At 46.1% G+C, this 22,126-nt stretch carries 23 protein-coding genes; 19 read left to right on the top strand and 4 right to left on the bottom strand.

All coding sequences use genetic code 11. From position 1 onward, the window contains the following. The first annotated feature begins 15 nt into the window (after nucleotides 1-15). The 5 genes from trpC to V6984_RS17090 all read left to right on the top strand — a co-directional run bounded on the left by trpC (nucleotide 16) and on the right by V6984_RS17090 (nucleotide 3,901). Nucleotides 16-813, top strand: a complete 798-nt coding sequence (trpC, locus tag V6984_RS17110; protein ID WP_342756816.1) for an indole-3-glycerol phosphate synthase TrpC — start codon at nucleotides 16-18, stop codon at nucleotides 811-813. Further along, a complete protein-coding gene (locus V6984_RS17105; protein ID WP_342756815.1) occupies nucleotides 810-1,439 on the top strand; it encodes a phosphoribosylanthranilate isomerase in 630 nt (209 codons plus the stop codon). Before trpC ends, V6984_RS17105 begins: the two co-directional genes overlap by 4 nt. Then, complete coding sequence (gene trpB / locus V6984_RS17100) at nucleotides 1,432-2,616, top strand: tryptophan synthase subunit beta (RefSeq protein WP_342756814.1); 1,185 nt, start codon at nucleotides 1,432-1,434, stop codon at nucleotides 2,614-2,616. Before V6984_RS17105 ends, trpB begins: the two co-directional genes overlap by 8 nt. Then, the gene (gene trpA, locus V6984_RS17095; protein ID WP_342756813.1) at nucleotides 2,609-3,385 is read left to right on the top strand and encodes a tryptophan synthase subunit alpha; all 777 of its coding nucleotides are present in this window, start codon (nucleotides 2,609-2,611) and stop codon (nucleotides 3,383-3,385) included. Before trpB ends, trpA begins: the two co-directional genes overlap by 8 nt. A gap of 159 nt (nucleotides 3,386-3,544) precedes the next feature. Beyond that, complete coding sequence (locus V6984_RS17090; RefSeq protein ID WP_342756812.1) at nucleotides 3,545-3,901, top strand: SpoVA/SpoVAEb family sporulation membrane protein; 357 nt, start codon at nucleotides 3,545-3,547, stop codon at nucleotides 3,899-3,901. 1 nt (nucleotide 3,902) lies between these two features. Here the strand turns inward: V6984_RS17090 and V6984_RS17085 are convergent, their stop codons facing one another. Continuing rightward, a complete protein-coding gene (locus V6984_RS17085; protein ID WP_342756811.1) occupies nucleotides 3,903-4,406 on the bottom strand; it encodes a DUF5721 family protein in 504 nt (167 codons plus the stop codon). Nucleotides 4,407-4,681: 275 nt separating this feature from the next. Here V6984_RS17085 and V6984_RS17080 point away from each other — a divergent pair, with 275 nt between their 5' ends. Continuing rightward, nucleotides 4,682-5,518 (top strand): DegV family protein, encoded by an 837-nt coding sequence (locus V6984_RS17080; RefSeq protein WP_342756810.1) that lies wholly within the window; start codon nucleotides 4,682-4,684, stop codon nucleotides 5,516-5,518. A gap of 67 nt (nucleotides 5,519-5,585) precedes the next feature. Here the strand turns inward: V6984_RS17080 and V6984_RS17075 are convergent, their stop codons facing one another. The 3 genes from V6984_RS17075 to V6984_RS17065 are packed head-to-tail and all read right to left on the bottom strand — an operon-like array spanning nucleotide 5,586 to nucleotide 7,912. Next, complete coding sequence (locus V6984_RS17075) at nucleotides 5,586-6,335, bottom strand: LytTR family DNA-binding domain-containing protein (RefSeq protein WP_342756809.1); 750 nt, start codon at nucleotides 6,333-6,335, stop codon at nucleotides 5,586-5,588. A gap of 15 nt (nucleotides 6,336-6,350) precedes the next feature. Next, nucleotides 6,351-6,644 (bottom strand): DUF1294 domain-containing protein, encoded by a 294-nt coding sequence (locus tag V6984_RS17070; protein WP_342756808.1) that lies wholly within the window; start codon nucleotides 6,642-6,644, stop codon nucleotides 6,351-6,353. A gap of 47 nt (nucleotides 6,645-6,691) precedes the next feature. Beyond that, entirely contained in the window at nucleotides 6,692-7,912 is a 1,221-nt protein-coding gene (locus V6984_RS17065; protein WP_342756807.1) for an argininosuccinate synthase, read from the bottom strand. Nucleotides 7,913-8,217: 305 nt separating this feature from the next. Between V6984_RS17065 and argC the strand changes: the two genes are divergently transcribed. From argC to V6984_RS17000, 13 genes are all read left to right on the top strand, one after another. Then, complete coding sequence (argC, locus tag V6984_RS17060; protein ID WP_342756806.1) at nucleotides 8,218-9,165, top strand: N-acetyl-gamma-glutamyl-phosphate reductase; 948 nt, start codon at nucleotides 8,218-8,220, stop codon at nucleotides 9,163-9,165. Nucleotides 9,166-9,176: 11 nt separating this feature from the next. Then, the gene (locus V6984_RS17055; protein WP_342756805.1) at nucleotides 9,177-9,752 is read left to right on the top strand and encodes a prolyl-tRNA synthetase associated domain-containing protein; all 576 of its coding nucleotides are present in this window, start codon (nucleotides 9,177-9,179) and stop codon (nucleotides 9,750-9,752) included. 11 nt (nucleotides 9,753-9,763) lie between these two features. Then, nucleotides 9,764-10,204 (top strand): GNAT family N-acetyltransferase, encoded by a 441-nt coding sequence (locus V6984_RS17050; RefSeq protein WP_342756804.1) that lies wholly within the window; start codon nucleotides 9,764-9,766, stop codon nucleotides 10,202-10,204. An 18-nt stretch (nucleotides 10,205-10,222) separates the two neighbouring features. After that, nucleotides 10,223-11,446, top strand: coding sequence for a bifunctional glutamate N-acetyltransferase/amino-acid acetyltransferase ArgJ (gene argJ / locus V6984_RS17045; protein ID WP_342760034.1), 1,224 nt, complete (start codon nucleotides 10,223-10,225; stop codon nucleotides 11,444-11,446). Nucleotides 11,447-11,507: 61 nt separating this feature from the next. Next, entirely contained in the window at nucleotides 11,508-12,407 is a 900-nt protein-coding gene (argB, locus tag V6984_RS17040; protein WP_425324216.1) for an acetylglutamate kinase, read from the top strand. Nucleotides 12,408-12,476: 69 nt separating this feature from the next. After that, complete coding sequence (locus V6984_RS17035; RefSeq protein ID WP_342756803.1) at nucleotides 12,477-13,673, top strand: aspartate aminotransferase family protein; 1,197 nt, start codon at nucleotides 12,477-12,479, stop codon at nucleotides 13,671-13,673. Nucleotides 13,674-13,688: 15 nt separating this feature from the next. Further along, nucleotides 13,689-15,290, top strand: coding sequence for an extracellular solute-binding protein (locus V6984_RS17030; RefSeq protein WP_342756802.1), 1,602 nt, complete (start codon nucleotides 13,689-13,691; stop codon nucleotides 15,288-15,290). Between the two features lie 104 nt (nucleotides 15,291-15,394). Beyond that, nucleotides 15,395-15,826 (top strand): DMT family transporter, encoded by a 432-nt coding sequence (locus V6984_RS17025; protein WP_342756801.1) that lies wholly within the window; start codon nucleotides 15,395-15,397, stop codon nucleotides 15,824-15,826. A 98-nt stretch (nucleotides 15,827-15,924) separates the two neighbouring features. Beyond that, nucleotides 15,925-16,647, top strand: a complete 723-nt coding sequence (locus V6984_RS17020; RefSeq protein ID WP_342756800.1) for a helix-hairpin-helix domain-containing protein — start codon at nucleotides 15,925-15,927, stop codon at nucleotides 16,645-16,647. A 48-nt stretch (nucleotides 16,648-16,695) separates the two neighbouring features. After that, a complete protein-coding gene (locus V6984_RS17015) occupies nucleotides 16,696-17,382 on the top strand; it encodes a response regulator transcription factor (RefSeq protein ID WP_342756799.1) in 687 nt (228 codons plus the stop codon). A 17-nt stretch (nucleotides 17,383-17,399) separates the two neighbouring features. Then, entirely contained in the window at nucleotides 17,400-18,884 is a 1,485-nt protein-coding gene (locus V6984_RS17010) for a HAMP domain-containing sensor histidine kinase (RefSeq protein WP_342756798.1), read from the top strand. A gap of 32 nt (nucleotides 18,885-18,916) precedes the next feature. After that, nucleotides 18,917-19,849 carry a GerMN domain-containing protein gene (locus V6984_RS17005; RefSeq protein WP_342756797.1) on the top strand — a complete coding sequence of 311 codons (933 nt, stop codon included), beginning with the start codon at nucleotides 18,917-18,919 and terminating at the stop codon, nucleotides 19,847-19,849. A gap of 28 nt (nucleotides 19,850-19,877) precedes the next feature. Then, nucleotides 19,878-22,124: a DNA internalization-related competence protein ComEC/Rec2 gene (locus tag V6984_RS17000; RefSeq protein WP_342756796.1), complete on the top strand. Its 2,247-nt coding sequence runs from the start codon at nucleotides 19,878-19,880 to the stop codon at nucleotides 22,122-22,124. The last annotated feature ends 2 nt before the right edge of the window (nucleotides 22,125-22,126 follow it).

Genomic DNA, 22,126 nt, shown 5'->3' with positions numbered 1-22,126 from the left:
AAAGGAGTTATTATCATGATATTAGATGAAATTGCAGCAAAAACCCGTGTGAGGGTGGAGGAACTGAAAAAGAGGAGAGACCTTTATTCATTGCGAAGAGATGCGGAGGCAATGGCCCCTGCCATGGAAAAGAGCGGAGATTTTCCTTTTAGGAGGGCGCTGGCCGCAGAAGGGATGTCCTTTATCTGTGAGGTGAAGAAGGCTTCTCCGTCGAAGGGCATTATTGCGGAGGAATTCCCCTATCTGGATATTGCGAAGGAATATGAAGAGGCGGGAGCCGCGGCGATTTCCGTGCTGACAGAGCCCTTTTATTTCCTTGGCAGCGACAGCTATCTGGAGCAGATAGCGTCGGCGGTGAGGATACCGGTGCTTAGAAAAGACTTCACAGTGGATGAGTATCAGATCTTCGAAGCGAAGCTGCTTGGCGCCTCCGCCATTCTGTTGATCTGTACGCTTCTCGGGGAGAAGCGGTTAAAAGAATATTTGGAAATCGCTCATAGTGTCGGATTATCCGCCCTTGTTGAGGCACATACGGAGTATGAAGTAGAAGCGGCACTTAGGGCGGAAGCCGGAATCATAGGAGTAAATAACCGGAATCTGAAAACCTTTAAGGTTGACATAACAACCAGCAGCCGTCTGCGAAAGCTTGTCCCGGAAGAAATCGTCTTCGTATCGGAGAGCGGAATCAGGACAGCGCAGGATGTGGCAATACTTAAGCAGAATAAGACGGATGCCGTTCTGATCGGAGAAACTTTTATGCGAAGCTCCGATAAGAAAAGGCAGCTTTCCATCTTGCGAGGAGAAGAACTGTGAAACCGAAAATAAAGATATGCGGACTTACGAGAGAATGCGATATCGATTATGTGAATGAGGCCGGTCCGGAGTACATCGGCTTCGTATTTGCAGACAGCAGGAGGCAGATAGACGAAACCGGGGCGGCACACCTTAAGTCCAGAGTAAAGAGCGGGGTATCCGCCGTAGGCGTATTTGTGAATGCACCCACAGAGCAGATAATCAGGCTTATGCAGAATGGTACTATCGACATAGTACAGCTCCACGGGCAGGAACCGCCTACCTATGTGGAAGAAATAAAACGGCGGATAATCGGTCCTGTCATCAAGGCGGTACGTATCGGAGAAGAAGAGTATCCATCGGCTCTTTATGAAGAGTATGCAAATTCAGGTGCGGATTACTTTTTATTTGACAGCGGCACGACGGGGGGAGGCTATGGAGGTACCGGGGTTGCCTTTGACTGGAACCGGATTCCGAAGACACCGCTTCCGTATTTTCTCGCGGGAGGATTGCATGCAGAGAATATAGGGGAAGCTGTCTCATATGCAAAGCCCTATGCGGTGGACATAAGCAGCGGCGTGGAGAAGGATGGCGTAAAGAATAGAGATAAAATATTGGAAATTATAAGGAGAATCAGAGATGTCTAAGGGAAGATTTGGCGTGCACGGCGGACAGTATATACCGGAGACGCTTATGAATGAAGTGATTAGGTTAGAGGAAAGCTACGAGTTTTATAAAAATGATCCTGACTTTAATAAGGAACTGGACGATCTGCTTAAGAATTATGCAGGCCGGCCTTCCCTTTTGTATTATGCCAAACAAATGACGCAGGATTTGGGAGGGGCTAAGATTTATTTAAAGAGAGAGGATTTGAATCATACCGGCTCCCACAAGATCAATAATGTATTAGGTCAGGTGCTTCTTGCCAAAAAGATGGGAAAGATGAGAGTCATCGCGGAAACCGGAGCGGGGCAGCACGGAGTGGCCACAGCTACGGCAGCGGCGCTCTTAGGCATGGAGTGTGAGATTTTCATGGGGAAAGAGGATACGGACAGACAGGCACTTAACGTATACCGCATGGAGCTTCTGGGAGCGAAGGTCCATCCGGTAACAAGCGGCACGATGACGTTAAAGGATGCGGTAAATGAGACGATGCGGGAATGGACTAACAGAGTGCACGACACCCACTACGTATTGGGATCCGTTATGGGCCCCCATCCCTTTCCCGCCATTGTCAGGGATTTCCAGAGCGTGATCAGCAAGGAAGCGAGAGCGCAGATTCTCGAATACGAGGGAAAGCTTCCTGACGCTGTGGTTGCCTGTGTAGGCGGCGGGAGCAACGCCATGGGAATGTTTTATAATTTTATCGGGGATAAGGAGGTGGCCCTGATAGGCTGTGAGGCGGCGGGACATGGGTTGAATACGCAGAAGCACGCGGCCACTATTGCCAAGGGAACCCCCGGCGTATTCCACGGAATGAAGTCTTATTTCTGTCAAGACGAATACGGACAGATTGCGCCGGTTTATTCCATATCTGCAGGCTTGGATTATCCGGGAATAGGGCCGGAGCATGCCAATCTGCACGACAGCAAACGGGCGCAGTACGTTCCGGTTACGGATGACGAGGCGGTAGATGCGTTTGAGTACCTGGCGAGGACGGAGGGCATCATTTGTGCAATTGAGAGCGCCCATGCGGTTGCTCATGTGAGGAAGATAGCGCCCGAAATGAAGAAGGACGATATAATTATTGTTTGTCTTTCCGGCAGAGGTGATAAGGATGTGGCGGCAATCGCCAGATATAAGGGGGTAAATATCCATGAATAATATTAGCATACAAGACGCTTTTGACCACGGGAAAGCTTTCATAGGTTTTTTGACCGGCGGTGATCCTTCTATCGAGAAAAGTGAAGAATTTATTATGAAAATGGTGGAAGCCGGATGTGATTTGATCGAAATCGGAATCCCGTTTTCCGACCCAATAGCGGAAGGACCTGTAATCCAGGAAGCCAATATCCGGGCGCTGGCCGCAGGGACGACTACCGATAAGATATTTGAACTGGCGAAGAATGTACGGAAAAAAACAAATGTACCCTTGGTGTTTTTGACTTATCTGAATCCTGTATACAAATACGGATATGAAAAGTTCTGTGCAAAATGTGAGGAAGCAGGGGTGAATGGTCTGATTATCCCGGATATGCCCTACGAAGAAAAAGGTGAACTCCTAAAAGCAGCCGGAGAATACGGCGTAGATATCATTTCCCTTATTGCACCGACTTCGGAGGAAAGGATAAAAATGATAGCAGGGGATGCGAAAGGCTTTATTTATATAGTGTCTTCTATGGGAGTTACCGGGATGCGAAGCGAAATAAAGACGGACTTAAGCGCTATTTTATCCGCGGTAAGAGAGGCATCGAATACGCCTGCGGCAGTAGGCTTCGGTGTCAGCACTCCGGAACAGGCGGGAAAAATAGCGGACATTGCGGACGGAGTTATCGTAGGCAGCGCGATAGTGAAGATTATTGCAAAATACGGTGGGGAAGCAGGCCAGCCTGTTTATGACTATGTAAAAAGTATGAAGGAGGCTATTCGGTAAAATGTCTTAAAAATCGTAATTTATTCAAATAAAATATAAATGAATTGTACATAATAATCCATAAATCAGAAAAGGTGTGTGATACGGACTTTTCTGCGTTTAATAAAAGCCTATGTCCGCATAGGACATTCGGGCTGTAAAGAAAGGTATGGTTATTTTATGGATTATATCAATGCTTTTTGGGTAGGCGGACTCATATGCGCTTTGGTACAGATATTGATGGAAAAGACAAAGATGATGCCGGGCCGCATTATGGTGCTTCTCGTATGCTTGGGAGCGGTCATCAGTGTGTTTGGAATATATGAACCCTTTCAGGAATATGCGGGAGCGGGAGCTTCGGTACCCCTTTTAGGATTCGGTAACGTGCTGATGAAAGGAGTGAAGGAAGCGGTGGACAGTGCCGGCTTCATCGGCATATTCCAGGGAGGATTTAAGGCGGGAGCAGTGGGAACGAGCGCTGCCTTGATATTCGGCTATCTTGCGAGCCTCATATTCAATCCGAAGATGAAGAAATAAATTAAATTTCTTCCCATAGAAGCTGGTTTTTTTCCATGAACTTTTGAAAAGCCTGATCCCAAAGCAGCTCCGGCGTTTTATCCATAACGAAGGTATTCGTGGAGATCCCCGTCATCAAAGCTGCCGTGTTTCCGTCGTACTTTATTGTAAGGGTAAATGCCTTAAGCTGCTGCTCTCCACCTTCGATAACCGTGTCCGACATTATTTTCTTCATATGTCCGGGCAAAAGATGGAGCACGAATTTAAAGCTTAAGGGAGTGCGCTTTCCCTTTATGAGTTGGAAGCATATGGGGCGCATATCCTTCCATAGAGAGAAATCGTAAGGGCAGAGGGAGAAATCCTCCTGCTCTTCTTTTGTATAGAAATCCTTCTGGATACGTCCATCGATGCGGAACGTGTTATAGGTAACAATGGTGCCCTCTTCTAAAAGAAAATAATCGAAGCTTTCCGAGAGCAAGAGCTTATTCATAAAATTTTTCAGATCGTTTATTCGATAGGCTTTCATATTTTACCTCTTTTTATGAAAATGTTTTTGTGTTTACAAGCTATAGCAATAGCATTATAGTAATAGTATTACTGCTATTATAGTGGAAAGTAAAAAGTTAATCTATAGAATTATAAAAAAAGCAGAAAGTATCTTTACAAGAAAATGGTGGGCGTGTTATTATAAGTAGTAATCAATACTACGTGGAATAGTAATTAGTATGCTGCATAGTGATTTGGTTTACAAATATATGCCCGCCAAGTGTGCGGGGCGCGAAGAAAGGCATGGTCATTGATATGAGCTATAAAATCGTTGTGGACAGTTGTTGTGAACTGCCGGAAGAATACAAAAAGGATGCGAGATTCGAAATTGTCCCTCTCGGACTAGAGGTAGGAGACTATCAGGTCATGGATGATGAGACTTTCAATCAGAAGGAATTCTTGGAAAAAGTTGCGGCATATTCCGGTTGCCCTAAATCTTCCTGTCCTTCTCCGGAAAGATACCGCGAGGCATATCATTGCGAGGCACAGGATGTTTTCGTAGTTACCCTTTCCTCAAAGCTCAGCGGAAGCTATAACAGTGCAGTGCTGGGCAAGAATTTATATCATGAAAAATACGGAGACAAGAATATTTATGTATGTGACTCCGAGTCTGCAAGCTGCGGAGAGACACATATCGCGCTGAAAGCCATGGAATTAGAGGAAGCAGGCCTTTCCTTCGGGGAGATTGTGAAAGAGCTGGATGTGTTCAGGGATGCAATGCGTACTTATTTTGTTCTCGATAATCTGGAGACACTTAGAAAAAATGGACGCCTTACAGGCGTAAAGGCGCTGGTGGCTTCGACCTTAAGCATAAAGCCCGTTATGGGGGCAATAGAAGGAGCAATTGTTCAAAAGGGCCAGGCGATCGGCATTAAAAAAGCACTTACCAAGCTGGCGGAGACTCTGGCGAAAGAAGTGGTGAAATCCGAAGAAAAGGTACTCATGATCACGCACTGCAACTGTCCTGACAGAGCGGAGCTGATAAAGAGCATGATATTGGATAAGATACGTGTAAAGGATGTTTTGATAATGGGCACTGCAGGTATCAGCAGCATGTATGCCAATGACGGAGGCATCATCGTCACTATTTGATGAGGCGAGAATTTACACAGAATGAATATTTGTTATTATGAAGCCTATAGGCCGAATGATAACTTGATTACAGCTCTTCGGCGGATTGCCGGAGAGCCTTTTTTAAGTCCATGGAATAGGCGGGGGTAATGCGGATTACCGTTCCATCCATAAGCGTGAGCTTGGTTAAGGTTATCTTTTTTAAATAGGTCACATTCACCATATATGAACGGGAAACAGCGGCATAGTGAGAATAAGCGGACAGCTGGGAATAGAAATTCGTAATGGTGCTGAGAATGCTTATGTTACTTCCGTCTTTGAGATAGACGTGGATATAGATACCCTCCGCCTTTGCGTAGACGATATCGTCCTCCTCTACGTAGCGGGTGACCGTTTCACCCCGCAGCTCTATGGTAGGCACGATTTGATTTTTCAGTGAAGCTATTTGATCGAGAGAAGCAGATAATTCCTCTTTTTTAATCGGTTTGTCCAGAAAAAAGATATTGCGCCTTTCCGGTTCGGAGTAAGTGCAAAATAGTTCCCGATAATCGACGGAAGAGACACACAACACGATAGGTGAGGTTACACCCGCCTCGCGAAGCTTAAGTGCCAGAGCCGCACCGTTCATTTCTCCGGAAACCATATCGATATAAAAAGCGTCGTAAATCATCGGAGAACGCATAATTGCGGAAATGCTGCCGTAGGAATCCACGTAGAGGACACTTGCTTCCTTTGCCCGTTTATCGGATTCTCGTTGTAATAACCTTTCCATTTGCTTGCGGTCGCCTGCGTTGTCGTCGCAGATCGCTATATGAAGTGCAAAACTTTCGGTTTGCATGATAAGACCTCCTACTTACATAATCTTGATTTGAACCGGAGAATATAGAATCGCCAGAATGAGGGCTATCTGCAAAAGCAGGATCGCAGGCATACCGTAGACGAAATACCAGTGCCTTGTTTTATGGCGGAAAGCATACATGCCCAGTATACAGCCGATGCTTCCGCCGATAATTGCCATAATAAAAAGGGTAGATTCAGGGATTCTCCATGCCTGCTTCTTAGCCTTATATTTGTCCAGCCCCATAAGGCATAAGCCTGTGATGTTCACGGCTGCAAAATATACGAGTAATACGGTTATGACGTCCATGAGCGAAGCTCCTTTCTGCAATCGTCTATCGGTGATTACAGACCGGTCTAGTTGCTTTTGTTTGCTTCCTGCAACTTCATCGCGCGTACTTTGCAGGAGAGGCCGAATAAGTTAATGAAGCCCTCCGCATCGTGATGGTCATATAAATCGCCGGTAGTAAAGGACGCGATGCTTTCATTGTAAAGAGAGTAAGGGGAAGTTGTGCCGGCCTTGGAAATATTGCCTTTGTAAAGCTTCAGCTTTACTTCTCCGGTTACATACTGCTGCGTGGATTCAATAAAAGCCTGTACCGCTTCGCGAAGAGGGGTGAACCATTTTCCTTCGTAAACGATTTGAGCCAGTTTATTGCCCATGTCCGCTTTCAACGCATAGGTATCGCGGTCGAGGATGAGCTCCTCCAGCTGCTGGTGTGCTTCGTAGAGAATGGTGCCGCCGGGTGTCTCATACACGCCGCGGGATTTCATGCCTACTACGCGGTTTTCAACGATATCAATAATGCCGATACCGTGCTTTCCGCCCAGAGCGTTGAGTTCACGGATAATGTCCGACACCTTCATCTTCCTGCCGTTTACGGAAACGGGGATACCTTTTTCGAAGGTCATAGTTACGTATTCGCCTTCATCGGGAGCCTTTTCCGGAGTAGTGCCAAGCACGAGAAGGTGCTCGAAGTTCGGCTCGTTAGCGGGATCTTCCAGTTCCAGACCTTCATGGCTGATATGCCACAAATTACGGTCACGGCTGTAAGAGGAATCAGCAGAGAAGGGAAGGTCGATACCGTGTGCTTTGCAGTATTCGATTTCGGATTCGCGGGAATCCATAGTCCATTTATCGTTTCTCCAGGCGGCAATAATTTTCAGGTCGGGAGCGAGAGCCTTGATTCCAAGCTCGAAACGAATCTGATCGTTGCCCTTGCCGGTAGCGCCGTGACAGATAGCGGTAGCGCCTTCCTTGCGTGCAATTTCTACCAGCCTCTTTGCAATGACCGGCCTTGCCATGGATGTGCCGAGGAGATATTTATTCTCATAAACAGCATGAGCCTGAACGCAGGGAACGATGTACTCGTCACAGAATTCGTCGGTAACATCTTCGATGTATAATTTTTCAGCGCCGCAGAACTTTGCTCTTTCCTCCAGACCGTCCAATTCCTCGCCCTGACCGCAGTCAACGCATACACAGATAACTTCATAATCGAAATTTTCCTTTAACCAAGGAATGATGGCGGTAGTATCGAGTCCGCCGGAGTAAGCCAGGATAACCTTTTCTTTCATTATTATTGCCTCCAAATATTATTAAAATGTGAATGAATATGTTTTTCCATGAAATCATGGACGAAATTGCTATGCAAACAATATACAACATTATTTTCTGAAATGCAAGAGTGAATTTATGTATAAAAACACATACAATCTATGAAAAAATGAATAAAATAAAAAAATGGTTGAATATTATGCAAATAAGATGTATACTTATGCGAAAATGAAGTTAAAAAACAAAACAGTTGAGATTTTAGAAGGGAAATAGTATTATTTACTTTATTACCGGACGGGTATATTGAGATGAAGAGGTGAAGCGGATGAAAACAAAAATTTTTATCGACGGAAGCGAAGGAACTACTGGACTGAGAATACATGAACGTTTTATGGGACGCGATGATATAGAGATACTTCCTGTTTCTCAGGAACTTAGAAAAGATGAAAATGAAAGAAGACGATTGATCAATTCCTCGGATATCTCGATTCTTTGTCTGCCTGATACCGCAGCGAGAGAATCCGTCGGCATGATTGAAAATGAAAACGTGAGGATCATCGATACCTCCACCGCTCACAGAACGCAGGACGACTGGTCCTATGGCTTTCCGGAGCTGTCTGAAAATCATAGGAAAGCGGTGGCGAAAGGAAAACGGATAGCGGTGCCGGGCTGCCATGCGACGGGTTTTATTTCCTTATTATATCCTATCGTTGCGGAAGGGATATTATCCTCCGAGTATCCGGTCAGCGGCTTTTCTATTACAGGCTACAGCGGAGGCGGCAAATCCATGATTGCCCAGTACGAGGATGAGAAGCGGGTACCGGAATTCGATTCGCCGAGGGAATATGCGCTTAGTCAGCAGCACAAGCATTTAAAAGAAATGAAAAAAATCGCCGGACTTTCGAGGGAACCTCTGTTTTCTCCGATCGTTGCGGATTATTACAGCGGAATGGTAGTCTCCGTTCCGCTATATACGGAGTTTTTGAAAGGCTGTCATACGCCGGATAAGCTTCGGACGTTCTTTCATGATTATTATGCGGGGCAGAAATTGATTCATGTGATGCCTCAGTCTGCAGAAGAAGAAATAAAGGGAATGATGGCGGGCAACGGCTGCTCCGGCTGGGACGGCCTGAAGCTTTACGTGACGGGAAACGAGGAGAGGGCGGTGCTTACCGCGCAATTCGATAACCTCGGTAAGGGAGCATCGGGCGCTGCTATTCAATGTCTGAATATTATGCTGGGCTGTGAAGAACAAAAAGGATTGAATTTGTGAAAGGAAAAACTATGAGCGATAAGACCGAAATTGTCTCTGATATGAAGATATACATGGAAAAGCCTTCCCCGGAAGGACGGCTGCCCAGAGAGATGGCAGTTTACGAGCTTTTGGAGAGACTGGATATTCCATATGAAAGGCTGGACCACGAAGCAGTGGCGACTATAGAAGCGTGTCAGGGAGTAGATAAGCTTTTGGATATAAGATTATGTAAAAATCTATTTTTGTGCAATGCCCAGCGAACGAAATTCTATCTCCTGTTAATGCCCGGAGAAAAGAAATTCAGCACGAAGGAAGTATGCAGGCAGATACAGAGTGCCAGACTATCCTTCGCTCCGGCGGAGTACATGGAAAGGTTTCTGAATATATCCCCTGGAGCGGTAAGCGTTATGGGGCTCATGAACGATAAGGAAAAACAGGTGCAGCTGCTCATAGACAGAGAGGTTTTGGAATCGGAATATTTAGGCTGTCATCCGTGTGTGAATACCGCCAGCCTGAAGCTTAAGATGGCAGATGTCATATCCCGATTCCTCCCCGATACAGGACACGATTATGTGGTGGTCGAGCTGACAGACGACCAAGGTTAGGAGGAAGAGAGATGGTCCGGACAATGACAATAGAGGATTACGAGGAGGTGCACGCACTTTGGATGAGTATCAGGGGCTTTTCCATACGCAGCATCGACGATTCCATGGAAAGCGTGGAACGTTTCCTTAAGAGAAATCCTGAAACCAGTGTTGTAGCGGTAGAGGACGGAAGAATCGTAGGTGCCATCCTTTGCGGTCACGATGGGAGAAGAGGCTGCATGTACCATGTATGCGTACACGAAGCTTATCGCAGAAGAAGCATCGGGGAAACCATGGTGGCGGCAGCGGTAAAAGCGCTTAAGGCGGAGCACATTAACAAGGTATCGCTGATCGCCTTTACCCAAAACAGCATGGGGAACGCCTTTTGGAGCCGCATTGGCTGGACGAAGCGCGAGGATTTGAACTATTATGATTTTGTTTTAAATGAAGAAAATATAGAAGCCATTAACTGACAAACATGGAGGATTATGATGGATATTATTTCGGGTGGAGTAACTGCCGCAAAGGGATTTGAAGCGGCAGGCGCGGAAGCGAATGTAAAATATAAAAACAGAAAGGATATGGCTCTCATATACAGCCAAATTCCTTGTAAGGCGGCAGGGGTTTTTACGAGCAATGTGGTAAAGGCAGCGCCTGTTCTGTGGGACAAAAATGTGGTGGCCACCTCGCCCTATGTGCAGGCAGTAGTTGTAAATTCAGGGATCGCCAATGCCTGTACCGGGGTAAAGGGCTACGAATACTGTAAGCAGACGGCACAAAGTACGGCAACGGAGCTGGGGATACCTGAGAATTCCGTACTGATAGCTTCCACCGGAGTCATTGGCATGCAGCTTCCTATAGATAAGATAACGGGCGGAGTGAGCAAGCTGGCACGGGCAAAAGAACGCAGTGAGTACGCGGGAACGATGGCTGCGGAAGCAATTATGACCACGGATACCGTTTCCAAGCAGGTGGCGGTGACTATTGAAATCGACGGCGTGACTGTTACAATAGGAGGAATGTGCAAGGGTTCCGGTATGATACATCCCAATATGTGCACGATGCTCGGCTTTGTAACCACTGACATTGCAATTTCCAAGGAGCTTTTGCAGGAGGCGTTAAGCGAAGATATTCAGGATACTTTCAACATGGTTTCTATTGATGGAGATACATCTACCAATGATACTCTGATTGTGCTCGCTAACGGCATGGCAGGCAATCCGGAGATTGTGAGCAAGGACGAGAATTATTATAAATTTACGGAAGCACTCCATTATGTAGACGAAACCCTGGCGAAGAAGATGGCAGGAGACGGGGAAGGCGCAACCGCTTTATTCGAGACAAAGGTCATTCACGCAGCATCGAAAGAGGACGCGAAGATACTCAGCAAAGCGGTAATCTGCTCCAGCCTGACCAAAGCGGCTATTTTCGGACATGACGCTAATTGGGGGAGGATACTTTGTGCGCTGGGCTATTCAGGGGTGAACTTCGATCCGGAAAATATTGAACTCTTCTTCGAGGGCGAAAACGGAAGGATACAGATATACAAGGATGGAGCAGCGACTGACTACAGCGAAGAAGAAGCCTCGGCAATCCTTTCGGAGCCGGAGGTCAGAGTGCTGGTAGACATGAAAATGGGCGGCGCGCAGGCGACGGCATGGGGCTGTGATTTGACTTATGATTATATAAAGATAAATGCAGACTATCGGTCTTAAGAAGGATGAAAGCAAAGCTTAAAAAAGAAAATCAGGAGTTGAAAGGAGCATTGGTATAATAATGGATAAAGATATGACAGAGGTGTTAAAAAAGGCAGAAGTTCTGATAGAGGCCCTTCCCTATATACAGAGGTTTAACCGCAAGGTAATCGTTGTAAAGTACGGCGGCAGCGCTATGAGCAACGAGGAGCTGCAAAAGAACGTGATCAAAGATGTTACTCTGCTCAAGCTCGTGGGCTTTAAGCCGATCATCGTACACGGCGGCGGAAAAGAAATCAGCCGTTGGGTAGGAAAGGTAGGAAAAGAAGCGGAATTCGTAAACGGCCTTCGCGTTACTGACGAGGAGACCATGGAAATCGCAGAAATGGTCCTGTCTAAAGTAAACAAAAGCCTTGTAACAATGGTTCAGGAGCTGGGGGTAAGAGCAGTAGGTATCAGCGGCAAAGATGCCGGTCTCTTAAAAGTAGACCGTAAATATTCGGATGGCAGAGACATCGGCTTTGTGGGAGACATCAAAGAAGTCAATCCCGATTTATTATACGATTTGCTGGAAAAAGATTTCCTCCCGATCGTAGCGCCCATAGGTCTGGACGACAATTTCCAGACTTACAACATCAATGCCGATGATGCGGCATGTGCCATCGCCAAAGCAGTACATGCGGAGAAGCTTGCTTTTCTTACAGATATAGAAGGCATCTACAAAGATATCAATGACAAGACCTCCTTCATGTCCCGAATGAAAGCATCTGAAGCGGATAAACTCATTGAAGACGGCTTCATAGGCGGCGGCATGCTCCCCAAGCTGGCAAACTGCACCTCAGCAATAAGAAACGGGGTGAACAGAGTCCACATTTTAGATGGAAGAATCCCACACTGCCTGCTTCTCGAAATCTTCACCTATCACGGAGTAGGAACAGCGATTCTCCACGATGACGATCAGAACAACGATATGCCTGTGTAAAGCTGTTACTGTTCACTCCGTTTTCAGTAACGTAAAAATGTTGCTCAAAAAAGAAAGGAAGCTCCGATTATGAATCAGCCAGGAATGAAAGCATATATCGAAGACGCCGAAAAAGCGCTTCTTCATACATACAACAGATACCAGATCGTACTCGATAAAGGTGAGGGTGTCCATCTCTACGACATCGAAGGAAAGAAATATCTCGATTTCGTTTCAGGAATCGGAGTATTTGCTCTCGGATACCGCAACAAGGCGTACAACGATGCCTTGAAAGAGCAGATTGACAAGCTCATCCATACATCGAACTACTATTACAACGTACCTGCAATAGAAGCCGCCAAAAAGATAAAGGACGTTTCCGGAATGGACAGAGTATTTTTTACCAACAGCGGAACCGAGGCGGTGGAGGGTGCAATTAAGGCGGCCAGAAAATATGCTTATTTAAAGGATGGCGCCACGGATCATGAAATAATTGCCATGGAGCATTCTTTTCATGGCAGGACAATGGGAGCGCTCTCCATAACCGGGACCCCGAAATACAGAGAGGCTTTCCAGCCTATGATAGGAAATATAAAGTTCGCGCAGATGAACAATTTCGAAAGTGTAAAAAACCTTGTAACCGATAAAACCTGTGCCATTATATTCGAAACAATACAGGGCGAGGGTGGTATCTATCCCGCAGAGAAAAAATTTATGGAGCAGATAAAGGCTCTTTGCGAGGAAAAAGATATCCTTCTGATCCTCGATGAAATCCAGTGCGGAATGGGACGTACCGGAGCGATGTATGCTTGGCAGCGTTACGGCGTAAAGCCCGATATCATGATGACTGCGAAGGCTTTAGGCGGCGGCGTTCCGGTGGGAGCGTTCCTTATGACAGAGCGCGTGGCTAAGCAATCTCTGACCAGCGGGGACCACGGAACCACTTACGGAGGGAACCCTCTTGCAGCTGCCGCAATTAATAAAGTGCTTGATTTATTTGAGGAGACCCATATAATAGAAAATGTGAATTCGGTTGCACCCTATTTGGAAAAGAAGCTGGATGAGCTGGTAGAAAAATATGATTTTATAAAGACGCGGCGCGGCGCCGGTTTCATGCAGGGACTCGAATTTATGAAGCCTGTAGGGGAAACCATCGAAAAGGCACTGGATAACGGTTTGATTTTGATAAATGCAGGAACGAACATTATCCGCTTCGTACCGCCTCTTATTATTACGAAAGAGGACGTAGACAATATGATTGCCATATTGGAACGGAGTCTTTCATAAACACGGAGGATTAGTATGAGTCTTAAAAAAAGACTTCTGGGAACGGCAGCGCTCTTGTGCGCGGCAGCAGCCGTTGCAGTAATTGGTTTTTCAGGGAAAACCATCAGTCAGGAAAAGGAAGATACGATTTTTACTAAAAAAGAAGATACCATATATTTCTGGTATGCAGACGAAGCGCTGAGCGATTATTTGCACAGCGCTGCGGTAGCTTATAACAAAGAGCATGGTGTCAGAGTGATTCCGGTTCTTTCTTCGGGACTGGAATATCTGGAGAATATCAACAAAGCTTCTATCCAGACGGAGAACCTGCCGGATTTGTATATCATCAGCAACGATTCCTTAGAGAAGGCATATCTTGCAGGTCTTGCTTCTCCTATAGACGAAAGGAAGTGGGACACTATCAAGGAAGGCTATCCCGATGCCGCCAGACTGGCGGTAACGTATAAAGGTGAGGTGATAGGCTATCCATTCTATTTCGAAACAAGTGCGCTTTTATATAATAAGACTTATCTGGAGAATTTTGCCAAAGCTCAGATCGAGGCGGAAGCGGATGCGGCGCTGGGAGAAGAGGCGATGGCTGAAATCGAGACGAATGAGCCGGAAGAATCGGCGCAGGAGGCCTCTGATGTTTCTCTGGATGAGGGAGATATGCCCGATATCACAGATGGGAGCGCAGGGGAAGAGACCGTGGTAGATGCCGCTATGCAGGAAAAGATCGACGAGAGAATAAAGACGATTCTTCCGGCTACTATAGATGATATCTTGAGCTTCGCCAATGAATATGATGCGCCGGAGCAGGTAGAAGCGGTCTTTAAATGGGACGTAACGGATATTTTTTATAACTACTTCTTTGCGGGAAATTATATGATCGTGGGCGGTGAGTCGGGAGACAGCACCTCCAACATGAATATTTATAATCAGGACGCCATCGATTGTCTGAAGGTATATCAGGATTTGAACCAGTTCTTTTCCATCGATACGAAGGAAATCAGCTATGAGGATATTATAGACGATTTCATTGCGGGCAAGATTGTATACACGGTGGCGACCACCGATGTTGTGGCTAAGCTGGAGGAGGCCAAGGCAAACGGAACTTTCGCTTATGACTACAGCATAGCGTCGGTGCCGGATATCAATGGAGATCTGCTGACGAGGTCTCTTTCGGTAACGAACTGCGTGGTGGTGAACGGCTATTCCGACAAGCAGGATATTGCGGACGATTTTGCGAAGTTCTTGACTTGTGAATATACCGATACGCTGTATGCGAGAACGGGAAAGGTGGCTTCCCGCTATGATGTGGATTACGGAAATATCAACCTTCAAGAGTTCGTGAACGAGTATGAGGTTTCCGTTCCGATACCCAAGATGATAGAGACAAGTAACTTCTGGGTGGAATTAGAAATTGCCTTTGCACAGATATGGGACGGTGCAGATGTGAACGACAGGCTGCGGGAGCTCTCGGAGAAGATTATGACGCAGATTACCGGCGAGCCTTATACGGAAAGCGTTATCGAGGAAGCTGAGGAAGAGACCGAAGAAATCCAATATCTGGACGAGGACGCGCTGAGACAGGAGGCGCAGGAGAGCAGCGACAGTGCGGGGAGCACCGGCGAGTGATTTAGAATTCCATTTTAGATATTCATTGAATATTTTTCCAATCATATGGGTAAGAATATCAGAGAGTAAATTTTTGAAAACTCTTTGGTATACGGAGGACCCATATGATTGGATTTTTTATTGCACTTATTTCCGGCGCATTGATGAGCATACAAGGTGTCTTTAACACACAGGTCACAAAGGACTCAGGAATCTGGGTGGCTAACGCCTTTGTACAGTTCACTGCGCTCCTCGTCTGCCTTGGCGCATGGTTTTTTACGGATAGATCATCCTTCGGTACGCTGCTGAAGGTTGAGCCGAAATATATGTTGTTAGGCGGAGCTATAGGAGCCTTCATCACATATACTGTAATTAAGAGTATGGATATGCTTGGACCTGCGCGGGCGGTAATGCTCATCGTAGTAGCCCAGCTTCTTGTGGCATATGTAATAGAACTCTTTGGATGGTTTGGCGTGGATAAACAACCGTTTGAAATGCGTAAAGTCATAGGGATGGTAATAACAATTGTGGGAATTATCACTTTTAAATGGAAATAGGAAGAAAAGGCACTTGTCAATGCCGGATAATTAATTTACAATGAAATTACAGTCGCATAGAGGGGTCTTCTTCATACTATTGAAAGGAAACTATGCGGATGAACAACAGAATAAAAAATAGGATAAAAAGCGATGTCACAGCCGGAGCTTTGAGAAGGCTCCTCGGGCTTTTTCTTCTATTTCTTTGCCTGCTCTTTGCCGGAGGCTGTCAAAGCAAGGAGACGGTTGTTTTGGAGACTGAGGACCTCGTATACGAGCAGCCGGAAGCGGCAGAAGAGGACGGACAAGAGGAACGTGAGGCTGAGGCGGTCGCGGAAGAACAGATGGAAGAAGCCCATCTGTTTGTACATATGTGCGGAGCGGTGCGTAACCCCGGAGTCTATGAGCTGGAGAAGGGGAGCCGTATTTTTGAAGCAGTAGAGGCGGCGGGCGGCTTTCGAGAGGATGCCTGTGAGAATTATGTGAATATGGCGCTGCAGTTGGAGGACGGTTGGAAGATCGTCATTCCGACGGTGGAGGAAAGTGAAGCTGTGCTGGCGGGGGAGGGCACATCGGAAATTGTTTTTTCAGGCGGTCTGCCGGATGGTGCGGGTATTTCCGGTTCCGGAGTGAAGGAAGGGGAAAACGGGCTTATCGATATCAATACCGCTTCCAAGGAGGCACTTTGCTCTCTGCCCGGCATTGGGGGAAGCAGAGCAGACAGCATTATTGCATACAGGGAGAAAAACGGCGGGTTTGCAAAGCCCGAGGATATTATGCAGGTGGAGGGAATCAAAGAAGGAATGTTCTCGAAGCTGAAAGATAAGATTTGCGTTAAGTAAGGAAATATGCTTTAGATAAATATTAAAAAGGGGATAACGAGGTGTGAGATGAGCAAAAGGGTATTAGTAGTAGATGACGAAAAATTGATAGTAAAGGGCATACGGTTCAGCCTGGAACAGGACGGTATGGAAGTGGATTGTGCCTATGACGGCGAGGAGGCGCTTTCTTATGCAAAAAGTAGGAATTATGACATTATTCTGCTTGATGTAATGCTTCCGAAGTTCACCGGTTTCGAAGTATGTCAGCAGATTCGTGAATTTTCCAATGTTCCGATTGTTATGCTGACTGCAAAAGGGGATGACATGGACAAAATCCTCGGACTGGAATATGGTGCGGATGATTATATTACCAAGCCCTTTAATATTCTTGAGGTAAAGGCAAGAATCCGTGCGATCATGCGCAGGACGGAGAGGAAGGAAAAGGCGGAGGAAGCAGCGAAGATCATAGAGAGTAAGGATGTAAAGCTGGACTGCGAAGGAAGAAGGGTATATATAGCGGGAAAGGAAATCAATCTTACCGCGAAGGAGTTTGAGGTATTGGAGCTCCTTATGCTTAATCCCAACAAGGTATACAGCAGAGAAGGCCTTCTGAAAATTGTATGGGGTGCGGATTATCCAGGGGACGTCCGCACGGTGGACGTTCATATCAGAAGGCTGCGCGAGAAGATAGAAGTGAGCCCGAGCGAGCCGAAATATGTGCATACAAAGTGGGGAGTGGGATACTATTATGCCTGACTTGACGGGGTCTTATCATGGAAATTAAGATAAAAAACTTACTGCATCAATTGAAAATTCTTAAGAGTCTTAAAGCACGAATCTTTGTCATTGTTTTTCTGATAGGCATTATTCCAAGCTTTGTCATACGCTTTGCCATATTGGAGAACTATGAAGACCGTGCTGTCACTCTGCGCACTTCGGATGTGCAGAACCAGCTAAAGATTATAGCTAACCATCTAATTACATACAATTATCTTCAGGACACCTCCTCCGAGGTAATAAGCGCAGAGTTAGAGCAGTTGTCCAACCTTTACGACGGACGTGTAATCATTATTAATTCCAATTTGAAGGTGATAAAGGATACGTATGCAATCAGTGAAGGAAAGACGATTATTTCCCAAGAGGTAATCAAATGCTTTAAAGAGGGCAAGGGCGTATCCAACTATGACAGGGAGAATGGGTATATCGAAATGACTACCCCTATCATAGAGGCGCCTGGCGGGGCAGAAGCGGAGGCGGGGGCCACAAAGGCTCCTGATGTTGTGAGCGGAGTGATGCTGACGGGCGTTTCTACGGACAGCATTATGACAACCGTGGATATCTTGAATAGAAAAGCGTCGATTATGGGCATTCTTTTGATGTTCATAATTTTTGTGATCGCAATGATATTGTCCAATGTGCTGATAAAGCCTTTCGACCGCGTAACAAAGGCGATCAGTGAGGTAAAGGAGGGCTTTACGGATGAACCCGTTTCCGTATCTGATTATCTGGAAACGGAGCATATCGTGGATGCCTTCAATCAACTGATAAACCGGATGAAGGTGCTCGATACCTCCAGACAGGAATTCGTTTCCAACGTATCACACGAGCTGAAAACCCCTATCACGTCCATGAAGGTGCTGGCGGATTCTCTTTTGACTCAGGAGGAAGTGCCCGCGCAGTTGTACCGAGAATTTTTGGTGGACATTGCGGCAGAAATAGACAGGGAAGATAAGATTATAAATGATTTGCTTGCTCTCGTAAAGATGGACAAAAAGGCATCGTCTTTAAATATCAGCGTGGTGGATATCAATGCGCTGACGGAAATCATATTGAAGCGCCTTCGCCCCATAGCGAGAAAGCGGGATATCGAAGTGGTATTCGAAAGTAAACGTCCGGTTGTGGCCGAGGTGGACGAGGTAAAGCTCACGCTCATCATTACTAATCTGGTGGAAAATGCCATTAAGTACAACAATGAGCAGGGCTGGGTAAAGGTAATACTGGATGCGGATTACCAGTTTTTTACGTTGGATATTATGGACTCGGGGATAGGCATACCGGAGGATTCCCTGGAGCATATTTATGAGAGGTTTTATCGGGTAGACAAGTCCCATTCGAGGGAAATCGGAGGAACCGGCCTTGGGCTTTCCATCGCGAGAAATGCAGTGCTTATGCATCGAGGCTCTATAAAAGTATTCAGTGTTGAAGGGGAAGGAACCACCTTCACAGTGAAGCTTCCGTTAGGCTATGTTTCGGCGTAAGCAGGCATAAAAGAAAATGCGAGGAGAAGGGAATGAAGAAAAAGTTAATATTTATGCTCATGATTTTCTGTTTATTTTTAACGGCGTCCTGCGGCGGAGAAGAGCAGGTGGATAAGAGCAGAATATATAAGATTTATGATATAAATAAAGATGAAACAAAGATTTTTTCCAATGAATACGTAGCTGAGAACACGGGAGAGGAGGCTCTGATCGACGAACTGCTGACACAGCTTGCCGCTACTCCGGAAAAGCTGGAATACAAGGCTCCTCTTGCCGGAGAATTCAAACTGTTAAGCTATTCTGTGGAGGAGGGACAGCTCATTCTCAACTTCGACGAGCATTACAAGGAGCAGCCGGTTACGACAGAAGTTCTGGTACGTGCGGCAATCGTCAGGACGATGACTCAAATAGAGGGAATCGACTATGTTTCTTTTTATGTGAGAAATGATCCTTTAACAGATCGGGACGGGAATGTGCTGGGGACGATGTCTGCGGATACGTTTGTGGATAATTCGGGAAGTGAGATCAATGCCTATGAAAAGGCGACGCTTCGGCTTTATTTTGCTAATAAAGAGGGTAATAGGCTGATAGAGACGAATCGGAAGCTCGTTTATAATACGAACATTTCCATGGAGAAACTCATCGTCGAGCAGCTCATCAACGGCCCCAGCGAGCAGGTAAAGGGAGAGGTTTATCCCACTATCAATCCTGATACGAAGATCATAAGCGTTATGGTAAAGGACGGAACGTGTTATGTAAATTTAAGCGAGAATTTTTTGACTGCGGCAGGTAATGTGACCTCCGATGTAACGATATATTCCATCGCTAATTCCCTTGTGGAATTGTCCAATGTAAATAAGGTACAGATTGCAGTGGAAGGAGAGACGAATATTATGTTTCGTGAAAATACCAGCCTCGTTACTTTGTTCGAGAGGAATCTGGACATCGTTACGCCGGCGGAGTAGGTGAGCAGTTTATAGAAGGAGGAGGTTTATGCGAAGGCCCCTATGTCTGTTTTGCCTGACATTTGTGGTGACACTGGTTTTTTGCATGCGGTTTATACCGATGCCCGTCCCCGATTACGGAAGCTTGGACGGGCAGCAGCTTCTACTGGAGGGTCAGGTTTATCAAAAGGAGTACCGGATATTCGAAGACGGTGATAACGTCAAAACGGTTCTTATTCTCTATCTGAAATCAATTCATATTCCGAGCAGGTCGGAACATTCTATCAAAATTCCACAAGAACGATTACAAAATATTATGTGTTATATGGCGTCTGAGACGGAACCTTCCATCGGGAATACGGTACGGGTGGAGGGTACTGTGCAGTGTTTTCGCGAAGCTTCCAATCCGGGAGAATTCGACGTGCGCGATTACTACCGCATCATGAAACTGGACTTCAAACTGAACAAGGCGAGGCTAACGGCTTGCAGTATGGAATACGACAAGCTGCGTGAAGGGTTATATCTCATTAAAAAGAAGTTTAGCGTTTCGTTGGATAAGTGTTTTAACGAAGAGGACGCCTCCATCATGAAGGCTATGCTTTTGGGAGATACGGGCAATATGGATGAAGAAATAAAAGAGCTTTACAAGCAAAGCGGAATCATTCATATTCTGGCGATTTCCGGCATGCACATTTCTATGATAGGAATGGGGCTGTATAAGCTGCTTACGAGCCTTAGGGTGCCCGATAAATTAAGCGTGTTCATCTGCATAGGAGCTATCTGGTGCTATGGGATAATGACAGGAATGGGAGCGTCGGCGATGCGGGCTATCGTCATGTTCGGATTGCATTTTGTCGCCCGCATGATAGGGCGGACCTATGACATGCTGACCTCACTTTCTCTGGCGGCAGTGCTCCTTCTCATAGAACAGCCCCGGTATGTGGAGCACAGCGGATTCTTATTTTCCTTCGGAGCGATTGCGGCGCTTGGCCTGCTTATGCCGGTGTTATGGGAGGCGGACAGGAAGCCGCGGGGGAGAGGCGGACAACTGTGGAAAGGTGCCCGTAGGATGCGGCAAGCGCTTGCTTCAGGCGGGGCGGTCGCATTGGCACAGCTCCCGGTCCATCTTATTTTTTATTATCAATTCCCGATGTGTTCTATTCTCATAAATCTTATTATAATTCCCCTTTCAACAATTGTTATGTACAATGGAATGTTTTGTATGCTGACAGGAGATTCTTTGACCTTTATTGCCAGAAAAGCGGCATATATCAATTCAGCTATCCTTTGGATTTATGAAAAATCCTGTATGTTATGCGAGAAGGCGGCTTACGGAAATATTATAGCAGGTAAGCCGGAACGCTGGCAGGTGGAAATATATATTCTCATGCTGGCATTCCTGTCCGCTGTGGGAAGAAAAATGTCCTCTTGGTGGAAGGCACAATGGATAATCGTTGCTCTTGCCCTACTAATATTTCGAAATGACGGAGAGCTTTCCATAACCGTATTGGACGTAGGGCAGGGAGACAGCATACATATAAGGAGTGAGGCAGGAATGAATTATTTGATCGATGGCGGAAGCACTTCTAAAAGCGATGTGGGAAATTATCAGTTGATTCCGTATTTGAAGTCTCAAGGGGTGGAGCGGCTGGAGGCGGTTTTTGTGACGCATGCGGATGCGGATCACTACAACGGGATAGAAACGCTTATGGAAGCCTCTGATAAAGGAGGAATAAAGATTGCCGGCCTCATTTTGCCGGATATCGGGGAAAGTGCAAAGAGTGAAGCTTATGAAAAGCTGATAAAGGAAGCGAAAGCGCATCGCATCAATGTGAGATATATGAGCAGGGGGCAATTCTTTGAAAACGGAGAAATGCGGATTACTTGTGTCCACCCATATGAGGGTTATGATACATCGGATACCAATGAATATTCACTCGTTTTATATCTGCGTTATGAAAACTTCAGTGCGCTCTTTACCGGAGATGTGGAAGGAGAAGGGGAGGAACAGTTAAAGCGGTATATGGGGGAAAGCGGTATATTACAAGGGACTATTTCTCTTCTTAAGGTAGCGCACCATGGCTCCGGCAATTCTACAAGCGAAGAATTGCTTAAGCTTCTGCACCCACGGCTTGCGCTAATTTCCTGTGCCGAAAAAAACAGCTACGGACATCCCCATCCGGATTTGCTGGACCGTTTGGAAAATCAAAAATGTGAAGTTTACATAACAAAAGATAAAGGCGCGATTACTGTACACACGGATGGGAGGAGAATAGAAATTGGGACATTCAAATGATT

The sequence above is a fragment of the Kineothrix sp. IPX-CK genome (assembly GCF_039134705.1).
In the GTDB taxonomy this organism is placed as follows: domain Bacteria; phylum Bacillota; class Clostridia; order Lachnospirales; family Lachnospiraceae; genus Kineothrix; species Kineothrix sedimenti.
This window is presented reverse-complemented; position numbering and strand designations above follow the sequence as displayed.

Excerpts from the sequence above, each read along its gene's own strand:
- V6984_RS17080 (WP_342756810.1), top strand. The coding sequence starts at position 4,682 with ATGAGCTATAAAATCGTTGTGGACAGTTGTTGTGAACTGCCGGAAGAA.
- trpA (WP_342756813.1), top strand. The coding sequence starts at position 2,609 with ATGAATAATATTAGCATACAAGACGCTTTTGACCACGGGAAAGCTTTC.
- V6984_RS17070 (WP_342756808.1), bottom strand. The coding sequence starts at position 6,644 with ATGGACGTCATAACCGTATTACTCGTATATTTTGCAGCCGTGAACATC.
- V6984_RS17025 (WP_342756801.1), top strand. The coding sequence starts at position 15,395 with ATGATTGGATTTTTTATTGCACTTATTTCCGGCGCATTGATGAGCATA.
- V6984_RS17065 (WP_342756807.1), bottom strand. The coding sequence starts at position 7,912 with ATGAAAGAAAAGGTTATCCTGGCTTACTCCGGCGGACTCGATACTACC.
- V6984_RS17020 (WP_342756800.1), top strand. The coding sequence starts at position 15,925 with ATGAACAACAGAATAAAAAATAGGATAAAAAGCGATGTCACAGCCGGA.
- argB (WP_425324216.1), top strand. The coding sequence starts at position 11,508 with ATGGATAAAGATATGACAGAGGTGTTAAAAAAGGCAGAAGTTCTGATA.
- V6984_RS17035 (WP_342756803.1), top strand. The coding sequence starts at position 12,477 with ATGAATCAGCCAGGAATGAAAGCATATATCGAAGACGCCGAAAAAGCG.
- argJ (WP_342760034.1), top strand. The coding sequence starts at position 10,223 with ATGGATATTATTTCGGGTGGAGTAACTGCCGCAAAGGGATTTGAAGCG.
- V6984_RS17085 (WP_342756811.1), bottom strand. The coding sequence starts at position 4,406 with ATGAAAGCCTATCGAATAAACGATCTGAAAAATTTTATGAATAAGCTC.
- V6984_RS17090 (WP_342756812.1), top strand. The coding sequence starts at position 3,545 with ATGGATTATATCAATGCTTTTTGGGTAGGCGGACTCATATGCGCTTTG.
- V6984_RS17000 (WP_342756796.1), top strand. The coding sequence starts at position 19,878 with ATGCGAAGGCCCCTATGTCTGTTTTGCCTGACATTTGTGGTGACACTG.
- trpC (WP_342756816.1), top strand. The coding sequence starts at position 16 with ATGATATTAGATGAAATTGCAGCAAAAACCCGTGTGAGGGTGGAGGAA.
- V6984_RS17050 (WP_342756804.1), top strand. The coding sequence starts at position 9,764 with ATGGTCCGGACAATGACAATAGAGGATTACGAGGAGGTGCACGCACTT.
- V6984_RS17010 (WP_342756798.1), top strand. The coding sequence starts at position 17,400 with ATGGAAATTAAGATAAAAAACTTACTGCATCAATTGAAAATTCTTAAG.
- V6984_RS17030 (WP_342756802.1), top strand. The coding sequence starts at position 13,689 with ATGAGTCTTAAAAAAAGACTTCTGGGAACGGCAGCGCTCTTGTGCGCG.
- V6984_RS17015 (WP_342756799.1), top strand. The coding sequence starts at position 16,696 with ATGAGCAAAAGGGTATTAGTAGTAGATGACGAAAAATTGATAGTAAAG.
- V6984_RS17055 (WP_342756805.1), top strand. The coding sequence starts at position 9,177 with ATGAGCGATAAGACCGAAATTGTCTCTGATATGAAGATATACATGGAA.
- argC (WP_342756806.1), top strand. The coding sequence starts at position 8,218 with ATGAAAACAAAAATTTTTATCGACGGAAGCGAAGGAACTACTGGACTG.
- trpB (WP_342756814.1), top strand. The coding sequence starts at position 1,432 with ATGTCTAAGGGAAGATTTGGCGTGCACGGCGGACAGTATATACCGGAG.
- V6984_RS17005 (WP_342756797.1), top strand. The coding sequence starts at position 18,917 with ATGAAGAAAAAGTTAATATTTATGCTCATGATTTTCTGTTTATTTTTA.
- V6984_RS17075 (WP_342756809.1), bottom strand. The coding sequence starts at position 6,335 with ATGCAAACCGAAAGTTTTGCACTTCATATAGCGATCTGCGACGACAAC.